The sequence below is a fragment of the Shewanella sp. MBTL60-007 genome (assembly GCF_019654915.1).
GTDB lineage: Bacteria > Pseudomonadota > Gammaproteobacteria > Enterobacterales > Shewanellaceae > Shewanella.
In genome coordinates, this window is the sequence record NZ_BPET01000031.1 from 1 (window position 1) to 22,558 (window position 22,558).

At 44.5% G+C, this 22,558-nt stretch carries 20 protein-coding genes; 13 read left to right on the forward strand and 7 right to left on the reverse strand.

All coding sequences use genetic code 11. The features are described from left to right. On the forward strand, positions 1–688 hold a 688-nt coding region (locus K5Q92_RS12975), incomplete at its 5' end, for a glycosyltransferase (RefSeq protein WP_220769424.1). Positions 689–695: 7 nt separating this feature from the next. On the opposite strand, the gene K5Q92_RS12980 is transcribed toward K5Q92_RS12975, so the two are convergent. From K5Q92_RS12980 to K5Q92_RS12995, 4 genes are read right to left on the reverse strand one after another with little or no spacing between them, the layout of a single operon-like run. Next, complete coding sequence (locus tag K5Q92_RS12980; protein ID WP_220769425.1) at positions 696–1,751, reverse strand: CDP-glycerol glycerophosphotransferase family protein; 1,056 nt, start codon at positions 1,749–1,751, stop codon at positions 696–698. Positions 1,752–1,780: 29 nt separating this feature from the next. Next, positions 1,781–2,866 carry a glycosyltransferase gene (locus tag K5Q92_RS12985; protein ID WP_220769426.1) on the reverse strand — a complete coding sequence of 362 codons (1,086 nt, stop codon included), beginning with the start codon at positions 2,864–2,866 and terminating at the stop codon, positions 1,781–1,783. After that, positions 2,863–3,948: a hypothetical protein gene (locus K5Q92_RS12990; RefSeq protein ID WP_220769427.1), complete on the reverse strand. Its 1,086-nt coding sequence runs from the start codon at positions 3,946–3,948 to the stop codon at positions 2,863–2,865. The genes K5Q92_RS12985 and K5Q92_RS12990 overlap by 4 nt, the downstream gene beginning before the upstream one ends. 57 nt (positions 3,949–4,005) lie before the next feature. Further along, entirely contained in the window at positions 4,006–5,091 is a 1,086-nt protein-coding gene (locus tag K5Q92_RS12995; protein ID WP_220769428.1) for a glycosyltransferase family 9 protein, read from the reverse strand. An 85-nt stretch (positions 5,092–5,176) separates the two neighbouring features. On the opposite strand from K5Q92_RS12995, the gene K5Q92_RS13000 reads away from it, so the two are divergent. Next, on the forward strand, positions 5,177–5,908 hold the full coding sequence (locus tag K5Q92_RS13000) for a 3-deoxy-D-manno-octulosonic acid kinase (RefSeq protein ID WP_220769429.1): 732 nt from the start codon (positions 5,177–5,179) through the stop codon (positions 5,906–5,908). Positions 5,909–5,986: 78 nt separating this feature from the next. Here the strand turns inward: K5Q92_RS13000 and waaA are convergent, their stop codons facing one another. Beyond that, on the reverse strand, positions 5,987–7,252 hold the full coding sequence (gene waaA / locus K5Q92_RS13005) for a lipid IV(A) 3-deoxy-D-manno-octulosonic acid transferase (RefSeq protein ID WP_220769430.1): 1,266 nt from the start codon (positions 7,250–7,252) through the stop codon (positions 5,987–5,989). Between the two features lie 175 nt (positions 7,253–7,427). On the opposite strand from waaA, the gene K5Q92_RS13010 reads away from it, so the two are divergent. From K5Q92_RS13010 to glpG, 5 genes are all read left to right on the forward strand, one after another. Further along, a complete protein-coding gene (locus tag K5Q92_RS13010) occupies positions 7,428–8,069 on the forward strand; it encodes a TetR/AcrR family transcriptional regulator (RefSeq protein ID WP_220769431.1) in 642 nt (213 codons plus the stop codon). A 245-nt stretch (positions 8,070–8,314) separates the two neighbouring features. Then, on the forward strand, positions 8,315–9,511 hold the full coding sequence (locus K5Q92_RS13015; RefSeq protein WP_220769432.1) for a glycine C-acetyltransferase: 1,197 nt from the start codon (positions 8,315–8,317) through the stop codon (positions 9,509–9,511). Positions 9,512–9,595: 84 nt separating this feature from the next. After that, entirely contained in the window at positions 9,596–10,621 is a 1,026-nt protein-coding gene (gene tdh / locus K5Q92_RS13020) for an L-threonine 3-dehydrogenase (RefSeq protein WP_220769433.1), read from the forward strand. Positions 10,622–10,731: 110 nt separating this feature from the next. Continuing rightward, the gene (gene glpE, locus K5Q92_RS13025) at positions 10,732–11,040 is read left to right on the forward strand and encodes a thiosulfate sulfurtransferase GlpE (RefSeq protein WP_220769434.1); all 309 of its coding nucleotides are present in this window, start codon (positions 10,732–10,734) and stop codon (positions 11,038–11,040) included. Positions 11,041–11,060: 20 nt separating this feature from the next. Next, on the forward strand, positions 11,061–11,900 hold the full coding sequence (gene glpG, locus K5Q92_RS13030; RefSeq protein WP_220769435.1) for a rhomboid family intramembrane serine protease GlpG: 840 nt from the start codon (positions 11,061–11,063) through the stop codon (positions 11,898–11,900). A gap of 102 nt (positions 11,901–12,002) precedes the next feature. On the opposite strand, the gene elbB is transcribed toward glpG, so the two are convergent. Further along, positions 12,003–12,656, reverse strand: coding sequence for an isoprenoid biosynthesis glyoxalase ElbB (gene elbB / locus K5Q92_RS13035; protein ID WP_220769436.1), 654 nt, complete (start codon positions 12,654–12,656; stop codon positions 12,003–12,005). A gap of 387 nt (positions 12,657–13,043) precedes the next feature. Here elbB and polA point away from each other — a divergent pair, with 387 nt between their 5' ends. Beyond that, positions 13,044–15,800 (forward strand): DNA polymerase I, encoded by a 2,757-nt coding sequence (polA, locus tag K5Q92_RS13040; protein ID WP_220769437.1) that lies wholly within the window; start codon positions 13,044–13,046, stop codon positions 15,798–15,800. A gap of 685 nt (positions 15,801–16,485) precedes the next feature. Here polA and yihA read toward each other — a convergent pair. Continuing rightward, on the reverse strand, positions 16,486–17,163 hold the full coding sequence (gene yihA / locus K5Q92_RS13045) for a ribosome biogenesis GTP-binding protein YihA/YsxC (protein ID WP_220769438.1): 678 nt from the start codon (positions 17,161–17,163) through the stop codon (positions 16,486–16,488). 169 nt (positions 17,164–17,332) lie between these two features. Here yihA and K5Q92_RS13050 point away from each other — a divergent pair, with 169 nt between their 5' ends. From K5Q92_RS13050 to hemN, 5 genes are all read left to right on the forward strand, one after another. Beyond that, positions 17,333–17,953, forward strand: coding sequence for a cytochrome c4 (locus K5Q92_RS13050; protein WP_220769439.1), 621 nt, complete (start codon positions 17,333–17,335; stop codon positions 17,951–17,953). A 1,078-nt stretch (positions 17,954–19,031) separates the two neighbouring features. Next, positions 19,032–19,706 (forward strand): class I SAM-dependent methyltransferase, encoded by a 675-nt coding sequence (locus K5Q92_RS13055; RefSeq protein ID WP_220769440.1) that lies wholly within the window; start codon positions 19,032–19,034, stop codon positions 19,704–19,706. Positions 19,707–19,753: 47 nt separating this feature from the next. Beyond that, positions 19,754–20,290, forward strand: a complete 537-nt coding sequence (gene yihI, locus K5Q92_RS13060; protein ID WP_220769441.1) for a Der GTPase-activating protein YihI — start codon at positions 19,754–19,756, stop codon at positions 20,288–20,290. Positions 20,291–20,380: 90 nt separating this feature from the next. Next, complete coding sequence (locus tag K5Q92_RS13065; RefSeq protein ID WP_220769442.1) at positions 20,381–20,848, forward strand: DUF2489 domain-containing protein; 468 nt, start codon at positions 20,381–20,383, stop codon at positions 20,846–20,848. Between the two features lie 250 nt (positions 20,849–21,098). Then, entirely contained in the window at positions 21,099–22,475 is a 1,377-nt protein-coding gene (hemN, locus tag K5Q92_RS13070) for an oxygen-independent coproporphyrinogen III oxidase (protein WP_259649570.1), read from the forward strand. Positions 22,476–22,558: the final 83 nt, after the last annotated feature.

A 22,558-nucleotide genomic window follows, 5' to 3' on the forward strand; every position in this document is an offset into this window, starting at 1 on the left:
CTTCTATAGACGATGGCAGAAAGCAAAAGCCCTCATTGGGAAAAATATCATCACGGTTTCAGAAGGGATTGCCGATGAGCTGAGTAATACAGGCTGGCTAAAAGCTAAAAGCATTCAAGCTATTTATAACCCTTTTAGAATTGAAGATATCAAGCAAAAAGCGTTACAGGAAAATGCTGAAATCCCCAATGAGCCCTTTATGATCCACATAGGCAGGGTGACAAGGCAGAAACGTTTAGACATTCTATTTCAATCGCTTGCATTGATGCCCTCAGCGCCCAAATTAGTTCTGCTAACCAATCGCCCCGAAAGAGCTCGTAAACTAGCGAAAAAGTATAATGTTGAAGATCGCATTATCACACCTGGCTTTCAATCCAACCCCTACGCTTGGATAGCACGAGCACAATTGATGCTGTTGAGCTCGGATTTTGAAGGCTTTGGATTGGTGCTAGCTGAATCTCTCATCTGTGGTACCCCAGTCGTGAGCACCGACTGTCCATACGGTCCCAATGAGATTTTAACTGGAGAGCTTGCTAAATACTTAGTTCCTCGTAGAAACCCAAAGGCATTAGCCGAGCGTGCGCTTGCATGCCTTGCACAACCTCCCCAATTAGAAAATATCGATATTCTAAATAAAGTGGACAGTCACTATATTGCACAAAAATACATTGAGTTATGTGATCGATAATATTGCACTATAGCCTCCAGTAGCCAAGCTTGCGTCGCATCTTTATGTGGCGCAATAGATTCATCGGCTTAGGTTTAAGGTCTGTAATACCATTTTCAATCAGCTCATCTGTTGCAACCAGCACTCGCTCACTGGACAAGCCATCACGAAATGGATGAATATCATCGCAATAGTCTGCAATTTTAGCCATTAACTCAGGTGGTCGATTTAAGGCCTTTGTTAATGCTGGCTCTATTTCATCAAGCTCCTCAACATTAACGAGGTGCGACCAACTTGTGTTATTTTTAAATGTCACCACAGGTTTGCCCTGTAGTAAAAACATAATCAACACTGAAGATGTATCGCACAACATCACATCAGCTGTTTTCAATAATGGCAGCACATTGTCTGTTTCAATAAATGTCAGATTATCGCTTTCAAGCGCCTTATATTTATCAACAATATCTTGGCTCATCTTTGGGTGAAACTGTACCAACCAACGCCAGTTACCTTTCTCTGATAAGGCTTTAATCTTATCGTAAACGATAGGTGCGCAAGATAAACGGTGAGAAAAAGTAGAGCAGAAAAGTACAACAGGCCTATCATCTCCCTCTATCTCATAGGTACTCTCTAACTCCCCTTTATACATAGGGTCCAGTGTCGGCCAACCCGTTTCAACCACTTTAAAAGTGCCTAATTTGTCAGCCAGCGCTTCAAAAGGTAATGTCGTTGCAGGCCCCTGGGTACAATAGAGATCAAAGCAGTTACGTATTTGAAAGTGGCCTCTTTGATTTCTTTTTCCAGAGTTAAAACCATGGAAAACACCAACTTTTACCCCTGGAATAAAATCAGGAACAACATTGCCAGGCACAAATACAGCGTCAGGTTTCCAAGCTCTTACCTCTTCGATAGTTAGGAGTCGTTTCTCTTCCATTTTTAAGAAATCAGGATTAACTTCATCACCCTCCAAGAACCAACAAGCCTCGTCTCCCCTCGCTTGTATTGCTTGCTGTAACGGCCGCAAAATAGCGTACGAATAGTTCTGTGCAATATAAAGTAGATAACGTTTGTTGTTTGTACTCACAACAATTCCCCTCACAAACTCTTCAATGTTTATTTAACCAATGCCAAATATTCTTGAGCAATCCGCGCTGCCTGTACTTTTGCCAAAATATCAACGTCCTCCATTAATGGAGGTGATTCAAGCATTTCATCTAGCTTACGCGCTAACGCAGCAGGATCACGGCGAGGCACCAAAAATCGAGCCAATTCACCGGTCATAATTTCACTCGGCCCATGGGGACAATCGGTACTCACCACTGGCGTTCCACAAGCTAAGGACTCAATCAAAACGGTCGGTAAGCCCTCAAAGTCAGAACTCAATACAAGCGCTTTAGCCCCTTTTATCCATGGAAATGGATTTGGCTGAAATCCTGGAATAATGACACGATGCTCTACCCCATACTTCTTCGCAGCCTTCTGAGCTTTTTTAGGATTATGGCAAAGAAGTACTACAGGGATCTGGCTTTCCATTTTTGCGATAGCTTGAAACAGAATGTCATGACGTTTCTGTTTTACGTAACGACCAATATGAATGAGATATTCTGTATCCGGAATTCCTTTAGCAGGCTGCTGAGACAAAGTATCAATGTCAACAAATTCAAATGGATTATAGATGCATCGCATTGACGCAGGCCTTATCCGCTTAGTTTGTCGAATCTCATCGGCAATCCCCTCAGAGACAGTCACAAGATGATGCCCATTTAGTGCTTTCTTTGCCTGTAGCTTCTTCAAATACGCAAAGGGTCCGAGTTTAGCGTGCCTTGTAAGCTCCTCTTCAACCGAAGCATGCACCACTACAAATAGCGGCGAGACCTTGGTTTTTACCATTAAGCGATTGGTTTTATCTAAATTGGATAAAAATAGATCAAACTTACCCACCTCTTGCTCGATACTATGGATCTTCTCAGTAAGCTTCTTTACCGCAGGAGTTAAGTTCCAGAAACGGTTAAAATCTCTATCTTTCTTAGCAAAACAGACATGCACGGGCAGGTTTTCAGGAATATCGAATGCGACATTATCTGTCATCACCAAGAAATGAGGTTCATGTCCCATCTCGGTAAACTCTTTGGCGAGTGTCAGCATTACTTTCTGCGCCCCGCCCCCACCTAAGCTATCTAAAGCAATTGCAATTCTCATTGCTGAACTCCAAATTTATTACGGTATAAATCATCAAGAATATTCATACCAATACCTAGCCCATTAACACACTCACACAGAGCTAAGGCTGCCTCTAATCTAGCTAGATTTTCAGCCTTCATTAATTCTATCAGCCGATCCGACATCTGCCTCGCGTCGCTGTTACTACCAACAGTTAACCCGCTCTCTTCACAAACCTTGAGGCGATAATTTTGATCTTTTGACACAGCTACCGACAGGGTTGGTTTCTTTAGTGCAATAGCCTGCAATAATGTATCACCACCACTCAATACGGCAATTTTGGCCGCATCGAGTAGGTCGATAAGCTCGCCATGCTCCAACTCTTTAATCGCTGTAACCCCTTCAGCAGAAAACATAGCGTTTGGATAATTGGGTCCATAAACGATAACACAGGGAATCTGAGTCGCTTGATAGATATTAGCTGCTGCCTGGGCAAACTCTTCTACAATATAGCCTCGACTATTCGTATGCCCACCCGAGCCCGCATTTAACAAAATAAACCCACCCACGCTTAAACCATACTTGCTTAAAAGAGTTACTTGGCTATCAAGGTTCGGGTTAACAAATATTGGACCTGTAATTGTAGGCTCGGGCTTATCGATTAATCGCAACTTAAATCTATCTAGCCAGCTAATTGGCCCAATGACAAACTCTGGCTGTACCACCCAGTGACTATCTGTCACTCTGGCACGCAATATCTTCATTCCACGCCTACGCTTACGCTTATGCTGACTCAGAAAAATGACTTTTGCACCTAACTTGTTAGCGTGAGTCAGTTGAGAGCGCCGTCCTGACGCATCGAAGATGACAAAATCAGGCAGAAAGAAAGAGATAAAGTCATTCACCGCCTTGATGTTCTTAGTTGGCGTATCATCCAAAAGTGCTGCAGGATAGGGGCAAGTCAAGGCGTAGGGAGCCTGACGACTTAAAATAAATTGAATCGTTGCATTAGGCCAGCGACGTTTAACCTCATCAGCAATAATCAGCGAGCGCATATACTCACCAACCCCTTCAGCAGAAGATACAGGTACAAACAGGAACTTAGGGGAGCCTAGGGTCATTAATTCAACTCATCAAAAACGAAAATACATCATGCTAATGGGCATACTAACAAACATTTATACTTGAGAGTGACATAACAAAGGATCTAACTTAGCAATGACCTTGTCTACATCAATCAATGCCATCAATTCTTCCCCCTTCGCACGTGTGCCCCAAGGGATATCACCTTGCTTCTGCTGCACAATCACTTCATTGTAAACACTCACAACCGAGTCTAAGCTAGTGTAAGGCCCTGTCCGTCCAGGGTTTGAGTGAGCATATAAGCCGATCACAGGCGTCCCTTGAGTCACCGCCATATGTGCAGGACCAGTATCAGGCGCCACGACTACAGCCGCCTGCTTAAGTATCGCCAACAGTTGTAGTAGTGAGGTTTTACCTACTTGGTTTTCTAATTCTGATTTAGCAGCAGCTTGTATATTCTCAGCAAGCTCTCGCTCAAGTGCTGTTGGGCCGCCACACAGGATGACGCGATAGCCTTTCTCAACCGCATAATCAGCAACGGCAGCATAGCGCTCTGGCAACCAGTTGCGCTCTGCTTTACTGGCAGCGGCGCAGATAACCATTACCGAGCTAACATCGGGAATAAGCGCCTTAGCAAACTCGGTATCGGCGGCGGGAACGGGAATGTTCCAGCTAGGAGTCAGATCCGTCACCCCTACGGCCTTGGCAAAGCCCATAAAGCCTTCTAACACGTGTGGCGTCGCTTGAGGTTCAATATGGTGATTTGTCACCAACCACTGACCCTCTTTTGCTCTAAAGCGATCGAAGCCGATACGCACCTTAGCTGAGATAGCTAACGAGGCAATAGTTGCACGCAGGGCTACCTGCATATGCAATAACACATCAAACTTGCGCCCCTTGAGTGCTCGCTTGAGATTAAAGTAACTGCGCCAACCTTGCGATTTATCGAAAATCACAAATTCAACACCCTCAAGGTGCTTTAATAATTGATACTCCACCTTCCCCAAAATCCAAGTGATCTTAAGCTGTGGATAGCGACGTTGAATAGCCTGAACCATGGCCACGGCATGGCAAACATCACCAATAGCAGACAGCCTTAATAGGCATAGCGACTCGGCGTTACTTAAGTCGATATGGTTTGATTTAACGTTCTGGGTGTCACTTGAAGTCGATAAGCTCATTAGTGCTCGAAGGTTATTTGGCGCAATCTGCCGATCTTAATGTAGAATGCCTATAGGTTCCACGCTTTAGCTTACAAATCTATCTATGAAGTTTAAAAAAACAGCCAAAGGCAGCATCGCTTATTGCCAGCATACACCGTCAAGCATCGAGCCTAGCTGGTTTGGAGCGGACTTTTGGCGTCAGCACTCTGCCATTACCGGTTCATCTAAAGGACGCTATACCACCTGGTTTGTCGATGCCAGCCGCATTGCTAGCGAGCAAAACCAATGGGTGCTTCGCCACTATTATCGTGGTGGTTTGATAGAAAAGATTAGCCGTGACCAATATCTGTTTACCGGTTTAGAAAAAACCCGTGCGGTAGCGGAATTAGCGTTGTTGGAAACCTTATTTGAGCAAGGGTTTGCCGTGCCTAAGCCGATTGCCGCCAATGTTGAACGCTCAGGTCTATTCTATCGAGCTGACTTAATCATAGAGCGGGTAGAAGGCGCCGAAGACTTAGTTGCCAGATTAAGCAAGTCAGCCATGTCTGATGAGCAGTGGCAAACACTGGGGGAAACCATCGCCCAGTTCCACAACCACGGCGTTTACCACGCGGATCTCAATGCGAAGAATATTCTTATCTGCGCAGACAAGTTTTATCTTATTGATTTTGATCGTGGCGAGCTAAGGCAAACCAACTCACAGTGGCAACAAGCCAATATGAGCCGTTTACTGCGCTCCTTCAGAAAGGAGCTCGGTAAGCTATCTACCTTGGCATTTGACGAAGGTAATTGGCAGCAATTGCATCAGGCATATCAAGCCAAGCTCAATCAGTAATTTTTGCCAGTTTCAAAAAACAATAAAAAGGTCTGCGCGAATGCAGACCTTTTTTACTCAATTAAAAATATACTCACACTAACCGTTAATAAACGATTCCACCACAGCCAACTGCTTAGTGAGCGAACCCCGATTTTGCTCAACCACACCTTTTGCCGCAACACTCGCTTGATTATAGGCGCGCTTGTCTTCAAATAATTGGATCAAGTTTTTCGCAAGTGCTTCACCTGAATCAACAACTTTCAGCCCCCCCGCCGATGCAAGCAGTTCGGTGATCTCATTAAAGTCACGGTAATGTGGTCCCATCATCACAGGCAGACCCATAGCAGCAGGTTCGAGCGGGTTATGTCCGCCATGTACAATGAGCGAACCGCCAACAAAAGCTTGATCGGCAGCGCCGTAAAAAGTCAACAACTCGCCCATGGTGTCACCCAGTACTACTTGGGTTTCAAGCTGCACTGGCTCACCTTTGCTACGTCTTACAATCGTTAACCCTGCCGACTTAATTGCTAATGCAGCCGCATCAAACTGCTCAGGATGTCTCGGCACCATGACCATCAAGGCATTAGGGTATTTCGCTAGCAGTTGTTTATGAGCCGCAATTAACGCATCAAACTCCCCTGGATGCACCGAACCTGCGACCCAAACTGGTTTATCCATTGCCAGCCACTGAAGCCTTAAGGTTTTCGCAATATCGATTCGCTGCTTATCGATATTGATGTCGAACTTTAAGCTACCACAAACCGTAACTCGTTCCGTCGCAACGCCCAAGGCGACAAAACGCTCTGCCGCCTGTTGTGACTGCGCAGCAATACCATCGAGCAGCTTAAGCATGGGCGCAGTTAGCTTGTGATGCTTTCGATAAGAATCCGCCGACTTTTGTGATAAACGCGCATTTACCAATAGCACCTGAGTACTAGCCTGTTTAAGGTAATGGATGAAATTTGGCCAAAGCTCAGTTTCCATGATGATGCAGCACTTAGGTGAGACTTGCTTAACGAATCGCTGAGCACACCAAGCCAGATCGAAGGGTAAATAGCAATGCTGCACACTCGAGCCAAAAGCCCGAACAACCTCGGCCGAGCCGGTCGGGCTGGTTGTGGTAATGGTAATGCTTAGTTCTGGATGCTGAAGCTGAATCTGCTTAATCAAGGGAATAGCCGCTAAGGTTTCCCCCATTGATACCGAATGTACCAAGAGATCGGTTTGTTTTAATGGTATAAGGCCGAATCGCTCGCTCCAACGACCACGGTAGTCTTTGCTTTTAAAGGCGCGCATCGCAAGGTACACCAGCAACAGGGGGCTAATTAAATATAAAGCGATTGAATAGAGGCTACGATTCATGAAATTTGCTACTTTCTTGCGTTTTACTTGAACAATTGCGCTAATGCTAACATGATAGTCAAACCTTAACGTAATTACACATGTGTGATTCAAACAGGATAGGCATAAAAGAGACGATTAACGGTCAATTGTATGCCGAGTTAATTATACCGGATATTAATCATTTAGGATGAATATGAAGACCCGTGACAAAATCGTACAAGCCAGTTTAAAGTTGTTTAATGAACATGGCGAAAGAGCAATCACAACCAATCATATCGCCGCCCACCTCAATATCAGCCCCGGTAATCTCTACTACCATTTTCGTAATAAAGAAGACATCATCCGCTCAATTTTTGGTCTCTATGAGCAACACCTCGAGTCAGGCTTTCAGCCATATGTCGATAAAGAAGTCGATGTTGACCTGTTGATAGGCTACTTTGATGCGATGTTTTATACCCTTTGGCAGTTCCGCTTTATGTATGCCAACCTTGCGGATATTCTCAGCCGCGATGAGACACTAAAAAACCGCTACCTGAAGGCTCAACAAGATGTATTGGCCCGTTCGAGTAGCGTACTAGAAAAACTGACTCAAGATGGATTTCTAGCCATTAATCCCGAAGACCTAAAGCCGCTAGCCGATACCATTAAAATGCTGGTCAGCTTTTGGATTAGCTATAAGCTCACTCAAACTCAGTCAAACATAGGCTCAATCACCAAAGAGTCGCTATACGAAGGCTTATTGCGGGTGATCATGCTGTTTAAGTCCTACGCGACACCGAGCTCACAGGCCACTTTTTTGCGACTAGAGGAGCACTACCGCTCGCAAATGCTCTAAAGTTTTGTTTAAGCGCATGAACACGCTTTCATGCGCTAACTTCAGCTCCTTGCTACAGCAATTCTTTAATCACACCCCAAATCCCCCGAAAGTTAAACATTAGTTTAACTAATGTAAACTTTAACTATTCCCTAATCTAAATAATCCCAATTTCAGTCCTAAAAAAAGGCTGTAGAGCCGCGTCAATTAGGGTTAAAATGCCAGCACTCCAATACTCAAAATAATGCTAATTAAGGAGAATAAAGGTGCCAAAGACCTCATTCTACGACCAAATAAATCAACAGCTTGCCGACGTTAAAGCCGAAGGCCTGTATAAAAGTGAGCGGGTAATTGTTTCTCCTCAGCAAACTGCAATTGAAGTTAATGGCGACCAAGTTATTAATTTTTGTGCCAACAACTACCTAGGCTTAGCCAACCATCCTGAACTGATCAAAGCCGCTCAAGCAGGTTTAGATGCACACGGTTTCGGCATGGCATCGGTACGCTTTATCTGTGGTACCCAAGATATCCATAAGCAGTTAGAGGCTAGCCTTAGCGAATTCTTAGGCATGGAAGACACCATTCTTTACTCTTCATGCTTCGATGCTAACGCAGGCCTATTTGAAACTTTATTGAGCGCCGAAGATGCGATCATCTCTGACGCACTAAACCATGCATCTATTATCGATGGCGTGCGTCTATGTAAGGCAAAACGCTTCCGTTACGCTAACAACGACATGGCCGATCTTGAAGCCCAGCTTATTGCCGCTAAAGAAGCTGGCGCACGCAATATCATGATCGCTACCGATGGCGTGTTCTCGATGGATGGTGTTATCGCTAACCTAAAGGGCGTATGTGATCTTGCAGACAAGTATGGCGCACTCGTGATGGTCGATGACTCTCACGCCGTGGGTTTTGTTGGCCAAGAAGGTCGCGGTACTCACGAGTATTGTGAAGTAATGGATCGCGTAGACATCATCACAGGCACCCTAGGCAAGGCGCTTGGTGGTGCATCGGGTGGCTTTACCTCTGGCAAGAAAGAGGTGATCGACTGGTTACGTCAGCGTTCTCGCCCTTACCTATTCTCAAACTCGTTGGCACCGTCAATCGTGACGGCATCAATCCATGTTCTTGAAATGCTAAAATCTGGCCAAGCGCTACGAGAAGCAGTTTGGGAGAACAGCCGCTACTTCCGTGAGAAGATGTCTGCAGCAGGCTTCACCCTTGGTGGCGCCGATCATGCAATCATTCCAGTGATGATTGGCGATGCAAAACTGGCTAGCGATTTTGCTAACCGTCTATTAGCCGAAAACATCTACGTCATCGGTTTCTCTTTCCCTGTGGTACCAAAAGGTCAAGCACGTATTCGTACGCAAATGTCTGCGGCTCACACTAAAGAGCAAATCGACAAAGCGATTGAAGCCTTTACCCGCATCGCGAAAGAGATGGGGATTATCGGCTAAGCTAAAGCAACAAGGGCTACATATGTAGCCCTTATTGAATGACATTCAGCAAGCAGCAAACATAAGCTTGTAATAGGTTATAAGATGAAAGCACTAAGCAAATTAAAGCCTGAAGAAGGCATCTGGATGGTCGATGCACCTAAGCCAGAGGTGGGCCATAACGATCTACTAATTAAAATCCGCAAGACCGCTATCTGTGGCACAGACGTTCATATCTACAACTGGGATGAATGGTCACAAAACACCATTCCCGTGCCTATGGTTGTCGGTCATGAGTATGTGGGTGAAGTCGTTGGCATGGGCCAAGAAGTACGTGGTTTCTCTGTGGGCGATCGCGTTTCGGGTGAAGGCCATATCACTTGCGGTCACTGCCGTAATTGCCGCGGCGGACGTACCCACCTGTGCCGTAATACCTCAGGTGTAGGTGTAAACCGCGAAGGTGCTTTTGCCGAATACCTCGTTATTCCAGCCTTCAACGCTTTTAAAATCCCAGATGATATCTCTGATGATTTAGCTTCTATCTTCGATCCATTCGGTAACGCCGTTCATACCGCTCTATCGTTTGACCTAGTGGGCGAAGACGTATTGATCACAGGCGCGGGTCCTATCGGTATCATGGCCGCTGCCGTATGCCGTCACGTTGGCGCACGCCACGTGGTGATCACCGACGTGAATGAATACCGTCTAGAGTTAGCACAGAAGATGGGCGCGACCCGTGCTGTTAACGTTGCCAAAGAGAAATTGGAAGATGTAATGCAGGAACTGGGCATGACAGAGGGCTTCGATGTTGGCCTAGAGATGTCTGGCGTGCCTTCAGCGTTCCACTCTATGCTTGATACTATGAATCACGGTGGCAAAATCGCCATGCTAGGTATTCCAGGTGGTGATATGGCTATCGACTGGAGCAAGGTGATCTTCAAAGGATTAATCATCAAAGGGATCTACGGTCGCGAGATGTTCGAAACTTGGTACAAGATGGCCAGCCTTATCCAATCAGGCCTAGATATCTCTCCAATCATCACTCATCACTACAGTATCGATGAGTTTCAGCAAGGCTTCGATGCAATGCGTTCAGGCCAGTCTGGTAAAGTTATCCTGAACTGGGACTAAACTTTAGCTGGCTAAAGCTTAACCTTTAATAGTGGCTGTAATACACTTTCGTATTGCAGCCCTTTTTATCACTACACAATTTGTCATTACATCATGAACTCGGGATTATTATGTCAGCGTTTCAACACCTAAGCGTAAGCCAACTCATGCAGATGCAGCAAACATCACCAGAGTTGCAGATTGTCGATATTAGAGATGCCGCTAGCTATGAATCGGGTCATATCGATGGCTCCTTTAACCTCAATAATGAAAACCTAGCGCACTATATTGCCGATGCCGATATGGATCTGCCGATTGTTGTAGTTTGCTATCATGGGATAAGTAGCCAAAGTGCGGCGACCTATCTTAATGAACAGGGCTTCGATGAAGTCTTCAGTTTAGATGGCGGTTACAGTGCTTGGCATTTAGCGCATCAATAAATGAGCATGAGGGTAACTGAATGATTGAGATTGGCAGGCTTCCTAATAGCCGAGCAGCACAGGCTCTCATTGACTACCTCAAGGGGCTTAATATCGACTGTGAGCTGGTGCCCACCGAACAAGGGGTGGCACTAATGATCCATGATCAAAGCCAATTCGACCGCGCCCATCGCGAATTCCAAGCCTTTATTCACAACCCTTACGATGAAAAGTATCTCGCTGCATCATGGGAAAATGGTGATACTCACACCAAATTAGATTACGGAAATCCGAGTTTACAACTCATCAGTCAATTTATAACGGGTGCAGGCCCATTGACCTTACTAGTATTTTTTACTTGTGTCGTCATCTACGCCGCGATGAATCTTGGCTTCGCCAACCCGATCTTCGAGCAACTGTCATTTTTTGGGGCGACACAATCTGCAACACTGAGTGAGTTCTGGCGGATCTTTACTCCCAGCCTACTGCACTTCTCAGCAATGCATATCATCTTCAACCTGCTTTGGTGGTGGTATTTGGGCGGCAAGATTGAGAATAAACTGGGTTTCACTCCATTATTCATTCTATTAATCGTTGGCGGCACGCTGCCCAATATCTTGCAGTACTATATGGCAGGCCCAGGCTTTGGTGGTCTGTCTGGCGTGGTTTATGCCGTCGTCGGCTATACATGGGTTATGGGGGTAAAACGTCCCGAGTCAGGAATCGGCCTACCGCCTGCTTATATCGGTTTCATGTTGTTATGGTTAGTCTTTGGTTTCACCGATATGTTTGGTCTATCTATCGCTAACGGTGCCCACTTAGGTGGCCTGCTGGTCGGCCTGATCCAAGGTTTCGTCGACAGTAAAACCCGCAAAATTTAAATCTCTTGAATCGATAGTGCTATTCAGCCCTGTATTCATCGCTTTGCTAGATAGCCCGCATACCGCGGGCTAAATCTTATAGGCTATTTAATGCTAAAAGTATTAAGCCATCTCTAGCACTTTCGCTACTAACTTGCTGATCCCTGAATGCGCTTCAAGGATATCCCCAGCCAACATATAAGCAGGAGTACTAACCACCTTATGCTCCTCATCGACAACAACCTCATCCACAAGCGCAGCCTTATGTTGGCCACCTTGCTGCTCAAAAGCGGCAGCGGTGCCCACATCACTGCCTATGGTTCCCTTAACGCCTAAAGGATAAAACTGAGGGATCATCACAGGAGAAATACAGATAAAACCGACAGGTTTAGCAGCCTCACTAAACTGCGATATAAACTGCTTAATACTCGGCTCGACGACATGCTCGGCACCGGCAATGGCAAAGTCACATAGATTCTTCGCCGCACCGAAACCGCCAGGGATCACCAAAGCGTCGAACTCGGCAATATCAAGTTCATCTACCGCCTTAATATCGCCACGGGCTATCCTTGCGGACTCAACCAAGACATTGCGCGTTTCGTTCTCCTGTACCTCACCTGTGAAGTGGTTAATCACATGGAACTGTGGAATATTCGGAGCAAAACATTGGTAACTTGCACCAGCCCTAGTGATCTCCAATAGGGCCAAAACAGACTCATGTAACTCCGTGCCATCGTAAACGCCACAGCCACTTAAAAGTACCGCGATTTTTTTCATTAAAAAGCCCCTTTATATATCATATTGTTTTAACAAAATTGCAATAAACAGCTTGATCAGATTATTTATCGTGCTAAGTTAGGTCAACACTTTAGCAGGCGAGCAATATTTAATCAGAAAATGGACTTTAAATATGCATAAAAATAAAAAGTCCACATATTTAGTTTAAATAGCTGAAATAAAACCCACTTCACACATTTAATTTAACTAGCCAATTATCAATAACTTAGGCTTACCCCACTTTATTGCATTTTTTAGTCAAGATCGAGTTCTCCTGTTTCATTCACAGAGTTATCCACAGGCTGTGATTTATTTTTACGTGGCCGAAATAGCCCTAATATGGCATGCTAGCGCCATCATCGAACTCCGATATATAAATACTTAACTATGCCTAAAATTGCCGATAACCCTTTAATTCTTGTGGATGGTTCTTCATACCTCTACCGCGCCTACTATGCTCCACCTCACCTAACGAATTCTAAGGGAGAAGCCACTGGCGCCGTATATGGCGTTATCAACATGCTTCGCAGCCTATTAAACCAATATAAGCCATCACAGATGGCGGTGGTTTTTGACGCAAAAGGTAAAACCTTCCGTAACGAGATGTATTCGGAATATAAGGCGCAGCGACCACCTATGCCTGACGATCTGCGCACACAAATTGAGCCTCTGCACAGAATCATCAAGGCACTCGGTCTTCCACTTGTCTGCATTCCAGGTGTCGAGGCCGATGACGTCATCGGTACCATTGCCACCCAAGCCAGTAAAGAGGGTCGCGCGGTATTGATCAGCACCGGCGATAAAGATATGGCTCAATTGGTAGATGACAATATTACCTTAATCAATACCATGACCAATACCATCATGGGACCTGCCGAGGTAAATGAAAAATTTGGTGTTGGCCCCGAGCTAATTATCGATCTACTGGCCTTACAAGGCGATAAAGCCGATAACATTCCTGGTTTACCCGGCGTAGGTGAAAAAACCGCGCTAGCCATGCTCATTGGTGTGGGCGGTGTAGAGCAGATCCTTGCTGCACCAGAAAAGATGCCTGAGCTTGGCTTCCGTGGCTCTAAAACCATGCCGGCTAAAATTATTGAGCATGCCGATATGCTTAAGCTCAGTTATGAGCTGGCAACAATCAAGTTAGATGTAGATCTTGATCAAGACTGGCATCAACTTTCGATTTCACCAGCCGACAAAGATGAGCTCATTAAGTGTTACGGCGAGATGGAGTTTAAGCGTTGGCTAGCCGAAGTCCTCGATAACAAGAGCGACAAAACCACTGCCACCGAGTCAGAAGATGATGCACCAGCAGCCAAGCTTGATCTCGAAATAGAGTACGACACCATCCTGACGCTAGAGCAGCTCGACAGCTGGATTGAAAAATTAAAAGCCGCCGAGCTTATCGCCATCGATACCGAAACCACTAGCCTCAATTATATGGAAGCTAAGTTAGTCGGCATCTCTTTCGCTGTAGAAGCGGGTAAAGCAGCCTACCTGCCATTAGGCCATGACTATGTCGATGCTCCAGAGCAGTTAGATAGAGATGTTGTATTTGAAAAACTACAACCGCTACTTGAAGACGAAAACCTTAAGAAGGTTGGCCAAAACCTAAAGTACGACATCAGCATCTTTGCTAACGCAGGCATCACACTACGTGGTGTACAGTTTGATACCATGCTTGAATCTTATGTGTTTAACTCAGTCGCTTCTAAGCACAACATGGACGACTTGGCATTAAAGTACCTTGGCCATAAGAACATCAGTTTCGAGGAAATTGCAGGTAAAGGCGTAAAACAGCTAACTTTCAATCAAATTCCATTAGAAACTGCCGCACCTTATGCAGCGGAAGATGCCGATATTACTCTGCGTCTGCACCAACACTTATGGCCACGGCTCAGCAAGCACAGCGAACTGGCAAGTGTGTTTAGCGATATCGAACTACCGCTAGTTAACATTTTGTCTGATATCGAACGCCAAGGTGTGTTGATCGATAGCATGTTGCTAGGGCAGCAGAGCGAAGAGCTCGCTCGCAAGATTGATGAACTAGAGCACAAAGCACACGAAATTGCAGGTGAACCATTTAACTTAAGCTCTCCTAAGCAGTTGCAGGCACTATTCTTCGAAAAACTGGGTTACCCAGTCATTAAGAAGACACCTAAAGGTGCTCCCTCAACAGCTGAAGAAGTGTTAGTAGAGCTTGCTCTGGATTACCCTCTGCCTAAGATAATTCTTGAGCACCGTAGTCTGGCTAAGCTAAAAAGCACCTACACAGATAAGCTACCGTTGATGGTTGATGCCAAGACTGGTCGTGTACATACCAGTTATCATCAGGCCAATGCTGCAACAGGGCGTTTATCCTCGAGTGAGCCAAACTTGCAGAATATCCCGATCCGTACCGAAGAGGGGCGTCGTATTCGCCACGCGTTTATCGCACCAGCGGGTAAGAAGATCCTCGCAGCCGACTATTCGCAAATTGAACTTAGGATCATGGCGCACTTGTCGCAAGATGCAGGCTTGCTGAAAGCCTTTGCCGAAGGCAAAGATATTCATAAGGCGACAGCAGCAGAAGTGTTCGATGTCGACTTTAGCGAAGTCACCTCTGACCAACGTCGCCGCGCCAAAGCCGTTAACTTCGGCTTGATCTATGGCATGTCGGCATTTGGCTTGGCCAAGCAGCTTGATATTCCAAGAGCCGAAGCACAAAGCTATATCGATACTTACTTTAAACGCTACCCTGGCGTATTAAAGTATATGGAAGAAACTCGCGCAATCGCAGCCGATCTTGGTTACGTATCAACCCTATTTGGCCGTCGCTTGTATCTACCGGCCATTAAAGATAGAAATGCCATGCGTAGGCAAGCTGCCGAACGCGCAGCGATCAACGCACCGATGCAAGGTACTGCCGCCGATATCATTAAGAAGGCGATGATCGATATTGCTCAGTGGATCGCAACTGAAACTCAGGGCGAAATTACCATGATCATGCAGGTACACGATGAATTGGTGTTTGAAGTTGATGAAGCTAAGGCCGATAGCTTGCAGGCAAAAGTATGCGAATTGATGGCCGCTTCGGCTAAGCTTGATGTTGAGTTACTGGCTGAAGCCGGCATTGGTGACAACTGGGAACAAGCACACTAAATTCTCTTAAGTCATGGCTGGCGGAACACTCTGCCAGCCACTTTTGTTCCAAATCTGAAGCTTCCTTTCCATATCGTTCGAATTCACGCAACCGCCGTTCAATTAATCACAAAATTAGCTCTGCCAACAGAATCAATGTAAACAATTGATAAGTAGTCATTAAAGTGAAATTTAACGATCATTTACTGTATCTTTATTGCACAAACATTGGGATATCCATCACATTATTGTGTGTTTTTTACAAAAACAGTTTTTCATATTACGATTAATGGAGTAATATTCTCTGCGTAGGGTACAGAGGTTAAGATGTTCTATCTTTCAGACCTTTTTTTTACGTTCGCTATTTAATAGTGAATGGCCAAATTATGGCGCCCCAGCAAATCTAATTTGCTGGGGCTTTTTTTCGTCTGAAATAAAATTTAGAGTAATTACTTTAAATTGAACAAAATTCGAGTTATGCTGTGTTCATTGAGCGATATCAACCTAGTTTGATTGAACTTGAGTCTTGTTGAATTTAGCTTCTCCCCAAAAGAGCTAATTTATACCGATGGTTTATTGCCGTCGGTTTTTTTTGCCTATTTCTCCCTTAATGTTCCTGCCTTTACGATAAATAAGCCAAAAAAAACGCCCCTTTTAAAGGAGCGTATTCATCTATCTGCGTGCCACAGCTATGACATTAAAAGCGTTACTCTTTGCCAACTTCTGCTTGAGCGGCAATCGCATCTGCTTCTAGTTGTTGCATTAGCCATTCAGGCTTGCACCAACTATCTAGAATACCTAGCACTTTGCCTTTACCAATACCTTTTAATGAAGAGAAAGGCTCAACTTTTACGCCATCTTTAAAATGACTTAGCTTCTTGCGTACCTCGTTCACCATCTTCATTCTGGCACTTTGACCAAGCTTATCGGCTTTGGTTAACAGTGCTAAAACTGGAATATGACTCTCAACCGCCCACTCGATCATCTGCATATCGAGATCTTTAAGTGGGTGACGGATATCCATCAGTACCACAACACCACTCAAACAATCGCGTTTCAATAGGTATTCACCCAGTGACTCTTGCCACTTAAGCTTCAGTGCCAAAGGAACCTGAGCAAAACCATAGCCTGGTAGATCCACCAAGCGACGATGCTTATCCAACCTAAAAACGTTAATTAACTGAGTACGCCCAGGCGTTTTACTGGTTCGAGCAATCTTTTGCTCCGTTAGTAAGTTCAAAGCACTCGACTTACCCGCGTTAGAACGGCCCGCAAATGCGATCTCAACCCCAACATCGCCAGGGAGATATTCATTCAAGTGTGCAATATCAGGTGCACTAATTAAAAACTCCGCTTTACGGAAATCGATACGAGATTCACTCACAATTAACTCCAAAACTTTACTAACAAACCTTTATAAATATCGAAGAGTTGCTTACATTTTCACAATTTCGTGTAAAATATTACCCCGATCACATAAAATACATTTTATCACGCTTGCGGGTCTTCCTAGTAAGCTCAGGACAAATATTTTAATAAGAAGTTGGAACGCCATGAAAAAGTTAGCTCTTGCGCTGTCTGTTTTAGCCACAATCTCTTCACCTGCTATGGCCGAAGGAAATGCCGAAGCCGGAAAAACTAAAGCCATTGTTTGTTCTGCATGTCACGGTGTTGACGGTAACAGCATGATAGACATGTATCCTAAACTTGCAGGTCAACATAGTACCTACCTTGAAAAACAGCTACATGATTTCCGCAGTGCAGCACAGACTGGCGGAAAAGAAGGTCGTATGGACCCAATCATGGGCGGTATGTCTGTAGCCCTAAGCGATCAAGACATCGCTGACTTGGCGGCATTTTATGCTAGCCAAGAAAATAAAGATATCGAAGTTAAAGATATTCCAGAGTTAGGCGCACAGCTTTATAAAACTGGTGACTCAGCCCGTGGCATCACAGCATGTATTGCTTGTCATGGACCAGAAGGTAAAGGAAGCGAGCTTGCTGGCTTCCCTGCAATCAACAGCCAACATGCAAATTATATCAAGATCCAGCTAAATAAGTTCCACGATACAAATCGTAACAACGACTTAAATGGCATGATGCAAGATGTTGCTAAAAAATTGAATGCTGCCGATATCGAGGCATTATCTAAATATATATCAAGCCTTAAGTAAACATTAGCGATAACTTAAAAGGACGGGGTTACCGTCCTTTTTCATATCATCCCGTTTACGTTTACGTAAACTTCAAGCAAAACCCTCTTGACAGAGATCACAGTTCTAGGTTTAAATAAGCCCCGTACCGAGATGAACCCAACTGTTAGTACAAAAATTATTTAATAATAACTTTCAGATTTCGGTATTTGTACATTTAAGATATAAGAATAAAGTAACAAAAAAATAATAATAATATTGAGACCACTCACTAAAAATAATAAGAGTCGAGATTTCAGTTTGAAGTCCAGGTCGCAAGAACATTAGTAAGGATTTGGTTAGGAAGGCCAAAACGCTGTTTAGCATTAAACCTTACATTCAGAGAAACATCTACCAATAGGAAAGTGTTTGTAGGATACAGACATAGCATAGGAAGCTGATGCTTTGGATGCACTTGCGGGAAGCTTGTTATCACTGGAAGATACTTAAAAAAATAGACAGGGATGGTTACTTAGGCGTCATTGGATGGACGAATAAAAATTGTGATGTGTCTTTAGAGACCATCTACGGAAACTGTTGTCGGGAAGACGACAGGTCTAAAAATAAAGTGTCTGGAAGACCATAAACTAAAAGACATGCATGGAAAGCTGACAAAAAAATAAGACGGATATTGACCGGGATAGTCACATAGCAAGTATGGATACTTGAAATCAGAATTGGTGTCGATTGACACTTTATAGAGGCGACAGATTAATCTGTCGCCTTTTTTTATTTCTCACTCTAATACCAATCAGTATAAGAATTTGATCAACTCAGAACGATTTTTGGCAAACTAATTCTAGGCGAATAGCTGCAATAATGGTTATTCCCTTATAAATCTATTCAACGCAGAAGTAAGTAGCCAAAAACGTTCCAGAATGGCGAGTTTTAGCGATTCTGATGCAGTGTTAACGAACTTGAACGTAGAACAACTATGCTCTTCATTCGTTGCCTTGCCTCAAAACCGCTAAATTCTCGCTGAGTGACTAAATATTTATACTGATTGGTATAATATCTTCATTTATACTGAAATTAATTAAGTCATTGGTTTAGCGAACATATGCGCAGATGCCCTCTTTGTCATAGCGATAAAACAACTCGATTTTATACGAATAAAAAACGTTGCTTATATCATTGCCAGCTATGCCAATTGGTTTTTGCCGATGCCAATTCTCACCTGCCCCCAACGGCAGAACAGCAAAAATACCGCCTAGCCACGAGTAAGCACAAACCTTTAGCGCGATTTATGTTGGATCTCATCACACAGTGTGAAAACGGGCAAACTCCACTGCTCGGACTGAGCTTCGGCCGCACCATAGATACAGACACCCTGCAAAAAATCACAGCCAAGGGTCATCGGCTCAATCAATACGATCCAAGCATTGCCCCCTGGAGCCGTCAGCTCAAACAAGAATATGACTTTATCTGCTGCTATCGGGTATTCGAACACTTTCGTTTCCCCTACAGAGAATGGGCACTACTCTGCGAATTAATTAAGCCCGGTGGCTGGATTGCAATCTGTACCCCGCTGCTTAGCGAGCTCAGTGCATTTGATAAATGGCACCACAAGAATAACCTCACCCATGTCAGCTTTTACCAGCGGCAGACTTTTGAGTATCTAGTAAATAAAGTCGGTTTTAAGCTATTATTTGCAGCGAACGATCTCATTCTGGTGCAAAAACCATCAGAATCTGATATAACACGCGACCAAACTTCAGTTGTTGCAGGAGCCTAAGCGCCTTTTCAACAATAGAGTCATTTAAGTTATCGAGATAAGCGATCATGTCCCGTAGTAAGAAAACGCGTAAGAGCAACGAAAATGCTCCAAAATTAGCCCCAAGAACCAAGAAGAAAGATCGAGTTCTTTCAGGCAAGAAACAAGTTGCTGGCAACAAAGCGGGAAGCCGTCATAACGCTTCGATGATTGAAAGCCAGGCCAATGGCGGTAAGGCTAAGAGCGCAGACCCTCGTCACGGCAGCAAGAAGCCTGTTCAACTGCATATTAATACCGAAGCTAAGGTAGAGAAGAAGCCTAAAGGGCCGAAACTGACAGATGAGCAGAAACTACTGAAGCTTGAGGAAGATCCAAGACTCAACAACCTGCTGGATATGCTTGAAGAGGGTAAAAACCTCAACCACGAAGATCAGAAATGGTTAGACAAGCAGCTTAACCAGATTGAAGCACTAATGGAAAGACTCGGTATCACCGACGAAGAAGACGATGAGCCGCAAAACAGAAAAGCCGCCAGCGACGACGACCTATTTGATAAGTTTGAGTCTGGTGCCGATCTGTTAAAAGACTACTTCGACAAAGACTAACTCTTATGTGTAAAACCCTATGGCATCTTTATTGATGCCATATTTTTATCCATAATCGTCTCTTTCTCTCACTTACCGTTAGGGTTTTGCATGACTACAGCCGTTATTGTCCTCGCCATCATTATCGTCGTTGCACTTGCAGCCTATGCAGGCTATCTACTTACTCAGGTGCGTAAACAGGAACAACTCAAAGCCAAGCTTAAACAAGAACAAGCCGATGCAGCCAAGGCTAAAGCGAATGAACTACTCGACAATATTCGCTATATCGCCAATGCAATGGTTGAGGGACGCTGTGAGCTATCAGAAGGCGTGATGCGCATAGTGAAGCTGTCACAGTTAGTGGGGATCTCCGAGCTAGTCGCTAATCACTACCCAGCCACTTTTCAGCATTTTGAAGTCATTAAAGAACACCCGATTAAGGACGATCGCAAATCACTTGAGAAACAAACCCGCATGAAACTCGACTTTGCTCGTATGCGATCAGAAAGTGAGCTAGAGGTCAAAATTCTAGAAGAAGCCAAACGCCTTAGTGAACTAAACCCAAGCTCACTACACTAATAGTCGATACGATCCAAATATTAGGCGTTATCAAGAGCGAGATAAAAATCGCGGATATGAAATATTTTGCTTATATAGGGTGAGTCTGTGCACAAATTTTTCCCATGACCACAGACATACACCTCATTTTCAGCGATATTCAATCACACTTTGCTACCCATATTAAATTTTTACAACATGGATCAAGGTTATTCAACAAATAACCGTGCATACTTCACATGTTGCTAAACTACACGCCGGAGGACACGCCTTGAAACAGCCCACCCCAATTAGTTGGGATCAGTCAATGATCGAAAAGTACAATTATAGCGGTCCACGTTATACTTCTTATCCGACGGCCTTGGAATTCGATGACTCGTTTACCGAGGAAAAATTGCTGACTTCTATCAAGAACAGCAAGAGTGACAAGCTTTCTCTTTATATCCATATTCCTTTCTGCGCCAAGCTTTGTTACTACTGTGGCTGCAATAAAGTTATCACTCGTCACCACCATAAAGCCGATCAGTACATCGAGTACTTAGCAGCAGAAATCGTTAAGCGTGCACCACTGTTTAAAGATTATCTAGTAACCCAAATTCACTGGGGTGGCGGTACGCCGACATTCCTAACACCTGAGCAAATTCTTACTTTATCAGCACTGGTTAAAGCAAACTTTAACGTTGCCGAAGTCGGCGAATACTCAATCGAAGTCGATCCTCGTGAAATTGAGCTTTCTATGCTAGACACCCTAAAAGAAGCGGGCTTTAACCGCATCTCTATTGGTGTTCAAGACTTCAATAAAAAGGTTCAAGTTGCAGTCAACCGTGAGCAAGATGAGCAGTTTATCTTCGACCTGATGGCACGTGCTAAAGAGCTAGGCTTTGTTTCAACTAACATCGACCTAATCTACGGCTTGCCGCACCAGACACCAGAGACTTTTGCAGAAACGATGCAGCGCGTTCTAGAGTTAAATCCAGATCGTCTATCTGTATTTAACTACGCTCACCTGCCATCGCGTTTTGCAGCCCAGCGTAAGATTAAAGACGAAGATCTAGCATCACCACAGCAAAAGCTTGATATGTTGCACCAAACTATCGAGACCCTAACGGGTGCTGGTTACCAGTATATTGGTATGGACCACTTTGCTAAGCCAGACGATGAGCTTTCTATCCTACAGAACGAAGGTCGTCTGCACCGTAACTTCCAAGGTTACACCACTCAAGAAGAGTGTGATCTACTGGGTCTAGGTGTGTCTTCAATCAGCCAGATTGGCGATTGCTATGCACAGAACCAGAAAGATATTCGTCCATACTACGAAGCAATCGATGCCGATGGGCACGCGCTTTGGAAAGGTTGTAGCTTAAACCGTGACGACGAGATTCGCCGCGTAGTGATCAAGCAACTTATCTGTCATTTCGACTTAGATATGGCGAAGATCGAAGAGAAGCTAAACATCAACTTCGAAGAGTACTTCGCAGAAGACTTAAAACTACTGCAGACCTTCATCGATGATAAGCTAGTCGACATTACAGACCGTAAGATCACTATCAGCCCTACAGGCCGTCTGTTGATCCGTAACATCTGTATCTGCTTCGATGTTTACTACCGTGAGAAAGCAAGACAGCAACAGTTCTCTCGTGTTATCTAATTGGCTTAAACAGCGTAATTAGCTTCTCTTAAAAACCGGCTAAAGCCGGTTTTTTTATGCGTATCCGTTACCGCTCCACCAGC

Coding starts and splice junctions, on each gene's coding strand:
- K5Q92_RS12985 (WP_220769426.1), bottom strand. CDS start 2,866: ATGAGAATTGCAATTGCTTTAGATAGCTTAGGTGGGGGCGGGGCGCAG.
- K5Q92_RS12990 (WP_220769427.1), bottom strand. CDS start 3,948: ATGACCCTAGGCTCCCCTAAGTTCCTGTTTGTACCTGTATCTTCTGCT.
- K5Q92_RS12995 (WP_220769428.1), bottom strand. CDS start 5,091: ATGAGCTTATCGACTTCAAGTGACACCCAGAACGTTAAATCAAACCAT.
- K5Q92_RS13000 (WP_220769429.1), top strand. CDS start 5,177: ATGAAGTTTAAAAAAACAGCCAAAGGCAGCATCGCTTATTGCCAGCAT.
- waaA (WP_220769430.1), bottom strand. CDS start 7,252: ATGAATCGTAGCCTCTATTCAATCGCTTTATATTTAATTAGCCCCCTG.
- K5Q92_RS13010 (WP_220769431.1), top strand. CDS start 7,428: ATGAAGACCCGTGACAAAATCGTACAAGCCAGTTTAAAGTTGTTTAAT.
- tdh (WP_220769433.1), top strand. CDS start 9,596: ATGAAAGCACTAAGCAAATTAAAGCCTGAAGAAGGCATCTGGATGGTC.
- glpE (WP_220769434.1), top strand. CDS start 10,732: ATGTCAGCGTTTCAACACCTAAGCGTAAGCCAACTCATGCAGATGCAG.
- glpG (WP_220769435.1), top strand. CDS start 11,061: ATGATTGAGATTGGCAGGCTTCCTAATAGCCGAGCAGCACAGGCTCTC.
- elbB (WP_220769436.1), bottom strand. CDS start 12,656: ATGAAAAAAATCGCGGTACTTTTAAGTGGCTGTGGCGTTTACGATGGC.
- polA (WP_220769437.1), top strand. CDS start 13,044: ATGCCTAAAATTGCCGATAACCCTTTAATTCTTGTGGATGGTTCTTCA.
- K5Q92_RS13050 (WP_220769439.1), top strand. CDS start 17,333: ATGAAAAAGTTAGCTCTTGCGCTGTCTGTTTTAGCCACAATCTCTTCA.
- K5Q92_RS13055 (WP_220769440.1), top strand. CDS start 19,032: ATGCGCAGATGCCCTCTTTGTCATAGCGATAAAACAACTCGATTTTAT.
- yihI (WP_220769441.1), top strand. CDS start 19,754: ATGTCCCGTAGTAAGAAAACGCGTAAGAGCAACGAAAATGCTCCAAAA.
- K5Q92_RS13065 (WP_220769442.1), top strand. CDS start 20,381: ATGACTACAGCCGTTATTGTCCTCGCCATCATTATCGTCGTTGCACTT.